Consider the following 9,694-nt stretch of genomic DNA (forward strand, 5'->3'; position numbering starts at 1 on the left):
GCATCGGTTAGTGAGTTTTGATAGTTCCACAAAATAAGATCACGCATTTAACTAGATGGGCGATGCACCACTATGGTGCACAAAAACAAATTTTGCACCGTACTGGGATGTGTGAACACTTCGGTAAAATGAGCATGACACAGGGTTAAGTATTATTTTCAGCATGTTACGGGTTTTTGGCATTATGGCATGTTTTCTGCTTTCTAATATTTAGGATTCTAGGGTTCCAGCCTGCAAAGGTGATCGGACCGAGAGTTTCCGCCCTGCCGCGCAGGGTACACGGAGGGATAAAAGCCCGGGAGATAACAGTGAAAGCTGCTATCTCCCTTTTTTTTTGGAGAAACGCGCATGAAAAAATTGAAGTCATTCTTATTGGCAGGAACGCTGACGTTGGCTCCTTTTATACTATCTGCAAATGCGGATGCGGAGCCTATCACCCTAGGTCTGAGTAATTGGCCCGGTTGGGTCGCATGGTACGTCGCTGAGCACAACGGTTATTTGAAGAAATACCACGCCGACTTCAAATTAGTATGGTTTAGCAGTTACATGACGTCAGTGGAAGCGCTTTCAGCCGGAAAAATAGATGCAAATTGCCAAGCCCTAATTGATACTCTGGCACCTGTGGAAAAAGGTGTTCCGATAAAAGTTATTTTAGTGACTGATAATTCACATGGTAATGACGCACTGATGGTGAATAACTCTATTAGTACATTCAAGCAGTTGGAAGGAAAGACCATTGCGGTGCGCATGGATTCCATAGAACAGTATCTCGATGAATATGCGCTAACGAAAAACAACATTCCAATAACATCCGTACACTTCATAAACATGTCAACAGGCGATGCGGCTGCAGCATTAATGGCGGGACGAGTAGACGCTGCAGGCGTTTGGAATCCGTGGATACAGAGAATTGAAGAGAAAAAGCTAGGGCATGCCATTTTTTCTAGTGCTAGTGCTCCAGGGGTCATTCCAGATGTTGTGGCTGCCCGTGAAAGCGTCTTGAAAGCATATCCTCAACAGTTCATAAACTTATCAAAAGCTTGGTTTGCTACTGTAAAATTCATCAAAGAACATCCAAAACAAGCGGCTGCTATAATGGCGCCACATGTCGAGTTATCTCCATCTGTTTATTTGACCGCATTGTCTGGGACACGCCTATTTGGACCAAAGTTAAATCTGGAGGCAATGAATCCTGAAGACAAGGAAAAATCGGTTTCGCTCTATAAGAGCACCGACGATACCTCGGTTTTCCTTAAGAAGGTAGGGGCAATTTCTGCGAAACCTAACCCGACAAGCTTTCTTGATTCTGGATTTATCGAAAAGTCTGAAAATAAGTGATATAATATTACCTGGATAATGGTGCTGCGAGCATGTATTTTTCATACCAACTGCTCGCAGCTCTTGGCTCAACAAAAGTGAGATACGCTCATGATAGCGTTAACTAATATACGAGATTCAATTCCTCGCTGGGTATATATATCGTTTTCAATAGCTGGCTTTATAATCCCGCTGGCTGTTTGGCAGATAATATGTAGTATGCACATTTTTAGTGCACTCTTCTTGCCATCACCGGAGCGGGTGTTTAAATCGTTCGAAAGATGGGCCGCTAGCAACCTGTGGGAGGATACCTATATAAGTGCATATCGCGTTGTCTCCGGGTTCTTGCTGGCGGCGGCCATTGGTGTACCAATCGGCATCTACATAGGTACTTTCAAGATGGTTGAGGCGATGCTACAGCCGATAAATGATTTTATACGGTACATGCCGGCTTCGGCATTCATACCCTTGGTGCTACTCTGGATTGGTATTGGTGAATCTGCCAAAATTTCTATAATATTTATTGGGGTATTTTTCCAGATTGTCGTTATGGTTGCGGATGCTGTAAGAAACATTCCGCAGAAATACATTGAGGCTGCCTATACTATGGGCGCTAAGAAAGGAGAAGTTCTGAACCATGTTATTTTTAAGGGTGCCGCGCCTGACATATTTAATATTTTGCGCGTTAATATGGGTTGGGCATGGACCTATTTAGTAATTGCGGAAATGGTGGCCGCAGATAGAGGGCTTGGCTTTGCTATTTTGCAGGCTCAGCGTTTTATGGACACCCCAAAAATATTTGTCGGAATAATAATAATCGGTATTCTTGGCCTTTTGTTTGATCTGTCATTCAGAATTATGCATCGTATTTTTTTTGTATGGAGTTATAAGTGATGAGCGCTGGAGCGGTTGATATCAGCCATATATTTAAGTCATTCAGGATAAAAGAAAGAAAAAAGCTAGTCATTAGGCCGGTGCTGGATGATATTAATTTAAGCATTCGCCCAGGCGAAAAGGTTATGATAGTTGGTGCATCAGGTTGTGGAAAATCTACCCTGTTAAGACTTGTGGCTGGATTGGAGCAGGCAGCCGCTGGTTCAATATCCATAGATGGAGATGTGGTTAATGGGCCAGGGGCTGATAGAGGAGTAGTCTTTCAGCAATCAACGCTGTTTCCTTGGATGACCGTGTGGGATAATATTATATTTTCCAGAAGGCTGCGCATTAGTTTGAATTCGCGAGATGAACAGGTATCACGTGCTGTATACAGAAGTAATGCGTTAGTCACTCTGATGGGGTTGGAACGATCGGTAGAATTATATCCCAATCAATTAAGTGGTGGCATGCAACAGCGGGCTAATATCGCCAGGGCTCTGGTATCCAGCCCAAAAGTCCTGCTGATGGATGAGCCGTTCGGTGCGCTTGACGCGCAAACTCGCGAAACTATGCACAAGGTGGTTAATCATCTTTTTAATGTCGAAAAAACGACTGTAATGTTTGTTACTCACGATGTCGAGGAAGCTATAGTTTTGGGTGATAAAATAATTGTTTTGAGCGCCAATCCAGGGCGTGTAGATAGTGTGTTCACGACTGAATCATTAAAGCGTGACGAAGATGGAATCGTCATAAAAAATGACTCTGTATTTTTTGACTTTAAGGAACAGATATTGTCACGCATCAGAGAGACTACCACCTTGAGAGCGACCGCTGATCTTTTGCAAATGGTCGCAAAAACATTGGTCTAGAATGTGTTCACGTATAATTGGTTGTTTGCTTTCTCTCAGGGCGTTCGATCGCGAAAATTTACTGATCAAAGGAGGTGGGTTTATGTCTGGAGAAATTATATGGGATGATTTGATTGTGTCTGGTTCACATAGTTCGTTCGTCATGAAGCGTAATACAGCGCTTAGAATTACCGATCTCGACGGCGATGGAAACCTGGTCACTCTCTTTTATAATAATGATAATAGATTAGAGCGGTATAACATGGCCGACACTCTTAAAGCTCAACATACTGTTTTTTTGTCGAAGGGAAATGTTTGTTATTCTGATATGGGTAGAATTATTTGTTCTATAGTGGATAGCTCATGCGGTTGGCATGACACTATATCGGGTATGAGTAATGCCAAAACAGTCGGTAGTAAATACGGTATACTCAACTATCAAGAAGCGCGAAACGATATGCACCATAATGCTCACGATGGTGCTCTCATTGAATTGTCAAAATGGGGTCTCGGCAAACAGGACTTGCTAGCGAATGTTAATTTTTTCAGCAAGGTCACTGCAGACGATTTCGGTAACCTGTCATTTGTTTCGGGCAATAGCCAGCCTGGAGATTTTGTAGATCTTCGATTTGAGATGAATACGCTGGTTGTTGTGGTGTCTTCTCAGCATGTGCTGGATCCGTCATCTCCATATTTGCCTAAACCATTTGCGCTTTCAGCACGGAATATTTCGACAGCGGGGCCGTACGATTTCTGCCGAAAGTCCTGTCCAGAGAATGAAAGGGGTTTCTATAATACCGAACTGATCTTCAGATAGGAGGTTTATAAACGATGACTCAGAATAATGGCAGCTTTACACAGCGCAATATACTATATGACTTTATCCTAAATGCAGGTGAATCATGGATGCATGACGTGCTGGCGGGGCAGATACTACGCATTGTGGATCAGGATGGCAATCAGTCAGCGGATACACTGATATATAATTCCAACGATCCGTCTGACCGTTACAGCGCGACAGACACCATCACGGCCCAACGTAATATTTATTTGACCACCGGCAGTCGGTTGCTTTCCAATGAAGGAAATTTACTCATGACTATCGTTGAGGATACGTGTGGTCGCCATGACACCATTGGTGGTGCATGTTCTGCGGAAAGCAATACCGTACGATATTCTTTGGATAAAAAATACATGCATAGTTGTAGAGATAGTTTCTTGCTTGCAGCTATTAATTGCAATTGTCACTTAGGTAAACGTGACATCACCAGCAATATAAACTTTTTCATGAATGTTCCAGTGTGCGAGAATGGCACTCTCAATTTTGCGGACGGCGTCTCCGGCCCCGGTAAATATGTTGACTTAATGGCTGAGATGGATGTGAAAGTGCTGATATCAAATTGTCCGCAGCTCAACAATCCTTGCAATGCCTATAACCCAACGCCATTGCAGCTGATGATTTGGTGAATTGCGTGCGATGGCTGAGACGCCTCAGCCACCTTATCCGTTAGCAGGACGACCTGCCGAGTAATTGATATGTTTAATAAAATTCTTATAGCGAATCGCGGCGCCATCGCTGTCCGTATCATTCGCTCCCTCAGGAAGATGGGCGTTCAATCTGTTGCTGTTTACTCGGATGCAGATCGATTAAGTCCGCATGTCCTCCTGGCCGACGAGTCAGTACATATAGGCGCCTCGCCCGCAGCTCTGAGTTACCTTCAAGAGGATGCCATTCTTCATGCAGCGCTCGCTCTTCATGTGGATGCTATTCACCCAGGTTATGGTTTTTTATCCGAAAACCCTGATTTTGCCTCTGCCGTAGAAAACGCCGGGATGGTGTTTATTGGACCATCGCCCGAGCAAATGCGTTCTTTTGGTCTGAAGCACACTGCACGGGAAATCGCACGCAGAAACGGCGTCCCCCTACTGCCAGGCACGGGATTATTGGCTGATGTCGACCATGCCATGGTGGAGGCTCAGCATATTGGTTTCCCCATCATGCTCAAGAGTACTGCGGGTGGTGGTGGGATTGGTATGCAGCTGATCTGGAGTGAGGATGCCCTGCAGGACGCCTATGCTCGAGTAGACCGCCTCGCGCGGGCCAACTTCAAAGAAGCGGGCATCTACCTGGAAAAATATGTACAGGCTGCACGTCACATTGAGGTGCAAATCTTCGGCGATGGAAAAGGCCATGTGGTACATCTTGGCGAGCGGGACTGTTCGGTTCAACGGCGTAACCAAAAGGTCATCGAGGAAACTCCGGCCCCTAATCTGCCCGAATCTATACGACATGCGTTGTGCGACACCGCAGTGCGCTTGATGCAAGGGGTCTGCTACCGTAACGCGGGAACGGTGGAGTTCGTGCTTGATGCAGACTCTGGTGACTTCTATTTCCTTGAGGTCAATACGCGTTTGCAGGTTGAGCACGGGGTGAGCGAAGAGGTCAGTGGCGTCGATTTGGTGGAGTGGATGGTGCGGCAGGCGGCGGGCGAATCACCTATTGCTGGCTATGTGCACTCAGCGCGTGGTCACAGTATTCAGGTGCGCCTCTACGCCGAAGATCCCGGCAAGAACTTCCAGCCCGCCGCTGGCATATTGAGTGAAGTGGTGTTTCCTCCGGATGCCCGGGTTGACACCTGGGTCGAGGCAGGTAGCGACGTCACGGCATATTACGATCCCATGCTTGCCAAGCTCATCGTGCATGGCAGCGACCGTAGCGATGCGCTGGCGCGCATGCGATCGGCGCTGGATACCACGCGCATTTATGGTTTTGAGACCAATCTTGGTTATCTTCGCCAGATTGTCAACGACGCAACCTTTGCGCAAGGTCGGCAGACTACGCGCTATCTCAGTGCTTTGGCCTACCATGCGCCCACGCTGGATGTGATTGAACCAGGGGTGCAGACCAGCCTGCAGGATTGGCCGGGGCGTCTGGGTTATTGGGATGTCGGCGTGCCACCATCCGGGCCGATGGATGCACTCGCCCATCGTGTGGCCAATCGCCTGCTCGACAACCCACCAGAGGCGGTGACCCTGGAAATTACCTTGAGCGGACCTACCCTCAAATTCAACGCCGACAGCGTCATCGCAGTTACTGGTGCCGATCTGTCGGTCGCACTCGATGGGCAGCCATTGGCGTTGTGGTGCAGCCATGCGGTACGTGCCGGCGGCGTACTTAGGTTCGGTAGCCTGAGCGGCGCTGGCTGCCGTGCCTATTTAGCAGTGGCTGGCGGCTTCGACACGCCGCTCTATCTGGGCAGTCGCGGCACCTTCACGCTCGGCCAGTTCGGTGGTCACGCCGGGCGCACCCTGCGCACCGGTGATGTGCTGCATTTAGGTGCCAATCCGCAGTCTCAGTCTGGGCGACGCGTGGCGCCACAGGCTTTGCCAGCTTATAACGAGCATTGGGAAATCGCTGTGCGCTACGGGCCGCACGGCGCACCAGATTTTTTTACAGACGCTGACGTGGCGATGTTCTTCGCCACCGACTGGGAGGTGCACTACAACTCCAACCGCACCGGAGTGCGGCTCATTGGTCCGCGACCGCAATGGGCGCGCAGCGACGGCGGCGAGGCCGGCTTGCATCCTTCGAATATTCACGACAATGCCTACGCCATCGGCGCGGTGGACTTCACCGGTGACATGCCGATTCTGCTCGGCCCGGACGGCCCAAGCTTGGGTGGCTTTGTCTGTCCCGCGGTGATTGTTGCTGCTGACCTATGGAAGATGGGCCAGTTGCGGCCAGGCAATACCGTACGCTTCGTGCCCGTTAGTCTGGAAGAAGCTACCCGCCTGGAATGCGCGCAAGACGCGGCGCTCGAAAACCTGTCCACTTTTCTGGACCCGCCGCTGGACGCAACACCGGCATTGGAATCACCTATCGTCGGCCGATATGATACGCCGCGACATCCGGTGGGAGTGGCCTATCGCGTAGCCGGCGATAAACACCTGCTGGTTGAATACGGACCGCTGGTACTGGATCTGGAGCTACGCTTTCGCGTCCATGCGCTGATGGAAAACCTGCGTATGCGCAACTTGCCTGGCGTTATCGACCTCACCCCAGGCATTAGATCGCTACAAATCCATTATGACAATCGCACGTTATCGCTGACAAAACTCCTTGCGGTGTTGCGCGGCGCCGAAGATGAATTGCCTGCCGTGGATCTCATGGAAGTGCCAACGCGCATCGTGCATTTGCCGCTGTCCTGGGACGATCCCGCCACCCGGTTGGCTATCGAGAAATATATGACTGGGGTACGCAGAGAAGCCCCCTGGTGTCCATCCAACATCGAGTTCATACGCCGTATCAACGGTCTGGACAGCATGGAAGATGTACGTCGAATCGTGTTCGACGCCAGCTATCTGGTGCTGGGTCTGGGCGATGTGTACCTTGGCGCGCCGGTGGCTACGCCACTGGACCCGCGTCACCGCCTGGTCACCACCAAATACAATCCAGCGCGCACTTGGACCCCGGAAAACGCTGTGGGTATCGGCGGTGCCTATATGTGTGTTTACGGTATGGAGGGGCCAGGCGGCTACCAGTTCGTAGGCCGCACCCTGCAGATGTGGAACCGCTGGCGGCAGACTGCGCAATTTACCGATAGTAAGCCTTGGCTCCTGCGTTTTTTCGACCAGATCCGTTTCTTCCCCGTCAGTACGACAGAGCTGGAAACCATCCGCACCGACTTCATGCACGGACGCTACCTTCTGGATATTCGTGAAGATACTTTTCGTATTGCGGATTATCGGCGTTTTGTAACCGACAATGCTGACGATATCGCCGCATTTCGGGATCGCCAGCGTCAGGCTTTCGCCGAGGAGCGCGAGCGCTGGACCCAATCTGGCCAAGCCAACTGGATCAGCGACGCAACGGTGGCTGAGGACGCAAGTGACATGGATCTGGATCTGACCGCCGGTGCGCACCCAGTGGCTAGCCCTATCGCCGGCAGCGTGTGGAGGATTCTGGTCAAAGCGGGTGAACGAGTACAAGCCAATGATCCGCTGATTATTTTAGAGTCCATGAAAATGGAGATGACCGTCGAAGCGCCTACCTCTGGTGTCATTGATCGTCTGCTCTGCCGCGAAGGCGAAGCGGTCAGTACTGGACAGAACGTGCTGACACTGATGGAGAGCTGAATGTCTAGTAGCCTGTATATACACAACTTGCGGTCAGCCTACCGCTCCGGGCAACTTACCCCGACGAGTTTGGTGGAGGAGTTGCTTGAGCGTTCTGCCCGCTATACGGATCACGCAATCTGGATCACTCCGCCGCAGCGTGAACATTTGCTCATACGCACGCGGGAGTTGGAAGGCCAAGACATGGAGGGGCTGCCGCTCTACGGGGTGCCTTTCGCCATCAAGGACAACATGGATCTGGTTGACGTACCTACTACCTGTGCCTGTCCTGACTTTGCCTATACGCCCAAGAACTCTGCTATGGTGGTGCAGAAGCTGATAGACGCCGGCGCTATCGCCATGGGTAAGACCAATCTCGACCAATTTGCCACCGGCTTGAATGGCACACGCTCGCCCTATGGTGCCTGCCGCAACGCCTTCGCTCCGGACTACATCTCCGGCGGATCGAGTGCCGGATCGGCGGTGGCTGTAGCGCTGGGTCTGGCGAGTTTTTCATTGGGCACAGATACTGCCGGTTCTGGCCGCGTACCGGCGGCTTTCAACAATCTTGTTGGACTCAAACCGACCTGCGGCCTGCTGTCTACCTCCGGCGTAGTACCAGCCTGCCGTTCCCTAGACAGTGTATCGATATTCGCTCTGAGTGCGCAGGACGCCCAGCGGGTCTTTGCGGCTGCACTGGGGGAGGATACATCTGATCCTTATTCACGCACAATCCAGCCCCACGGTTTTGACTTTGGCCGTGCGCCGCGTTTTCGCTTCGGCGTGCCAGCGGCCAAGGACCTGAACTTTTTTGGGGACGACCAATACGGGCGTTTGTTCGACGCATCTGTGACGCGGCTCGAATCGCTGGGCGGCGAGCGCGTCGAACTGGACTTCGCCCCCTTCCTGGAAACCGCTCGTCTGCTTTACGGCGGCCCTTGGGTGGCTGAACGTTACCATGCCATCCGCAGTTTTATTAATACTTACCCCGATGCATTATTTCCAGTCACCCGCGATATCACCCTGGGAGGAGCCAAGCCGCTGGCTGCAGATGCATTCGCCGCGCTTTACCGGTTACAGGAGCTCAAGCGAAAATGCGACTGCATTTGGCAGCAGGTGGATTGCGTCCTTACACCTACAGCAGGCACTATTTTTACCCGCGCCCAACTGCTGGCCGAACCCATGGCTAGGAATACCGACCTGGGCTACTATACCAATTTCATGAATCTGCTGGATTACGCGGCAGTGGCGGTGCCGGCCGGATTCCGCGTTGACGGCCTGCCGTTCGGCGTCACGCTGTTTGCCCCAGCCCATCAGGATGTGCCGCTGCTACATCTGGCTGAGCGTTGGCAGTTGACAGACTCCGTGCCCAACGGAGCTGTGGAAACCATGCCGCCACCAGTGGAAACCGTGCCCGCAGCAGTGTCTAGTGGGCAGGTGCGGGTCGCGGTGGTCGGTGCCCACCTCAGCGGGCTACCGCTCAATCACCAAATCACTTCACGCGGTGGCCGGCTGATAAGCGACACCAGTACCGCCTC

Annotated in this window: 7 protein-coding genes and 1 riboswitch; all 7 genes read left to right on the forward strand. The window is 51.2% G+C overall.

Going from position 1 to position 9,694, the window contains the following annotated elements:
* The first annotated feature begins 207 nt into the window (after window positions 1-207).
* Window positions 208-304: riboswitch (guanidine-I (ykkC/yxkD leader) on the forward strand.
* Between the two features lie 44 nt (window positions 305-348).
* A complete protein-coding gene (locus Q0C48_RS00510) occupies window positions 349-1,338 on the forward strand; it encodes an ABC transporter substrate-binding protein (RefSeq protein ID WP_291520589.1) in 990 nt (329 codons plus the stop codon).
* Window positions 1,339-1,578: 240 nt separating this feature from the next.
* The gene (locus tag Q0C48_RS00515; RefSeq protein WP_291520591.1) at window positions 1,579-2,211 is read left to right on the forward strand and encodes an ABC transporter permease; all 633 of its coding nucleotides are present in this window, start codon (window positions 1,579-1,581) and stop codon (window positions 2,209-2,211) included.
* The gene (locus Q0C48_RS00520; protein ID WP_291520593.1) at window positions 2,211-3,062 is read left to right on the forward strand and encodes an ABC transporter ATP-binding protein; all 852 of its coding nucleotides are present in this window, start codon (window positions 2,211-2,213) and stop codon (window positions 3,060-3,062) included. Before Q0C48_RS00515 ends, Q0C48_RS00520 begins: the two co-directional genes overlap by 1 nt.
* Window positions 3,063-3,144: 82 nt before the next feature.
* Window positions 3,145-3,858, forward strand: coding sequence for an urea amidolyase associated protein UAAP1 (locus Q0C48_RS00525; RefSeq protein ID WP_291520595.1), 714 nt, complete (start codon window positions 3,145-3,147; stop codon window positions 3,856-3,858).
* Between the two features lie 14 nt (window positions 3,859-3,872).
* The gene (locus Q0C48_RS00530) at window positions 3,873-4,508 is read left to right on the forward strand and encodes an urea amidolyase associated protein UAAP2 (RefSeq protein WP_291520597.1); all 636 of its coding nucleotides are present in this window, start codon (window positions 3,873-3,875) and stop codon (window positions 4,506-4,508) included.
* A 69-nt stretch (window positions 4,509-4,577) separates the two neighbouring features.
* A complete protein-coding gene (gene uca, locus Q0C48_RS00535; protein ID WP_291520599.1) occupies window positions 4,578-8,177 on the forward strand; it encodes an urea carboxylase in 3,600 nt (1,199 codons plus the stop codon).
* The coding region (atzF, locus tag Q0C48_RS00540; RefSeq protein WP_291520601.1) for an allophanate hydrolase at window positions 8,178-9,694 on the forward strand (1,517 nt) is incomplete at its 3' end.

This window comes from Acidithiobacillus sp. (assembly GCF_023255755.1).
Classification (GTDB): Bacteria; Pseudomonadota; Gammaproteobacteria; order Acidithiobacillales; family Acidithiobacillaceae; genus Acidithiobacillus.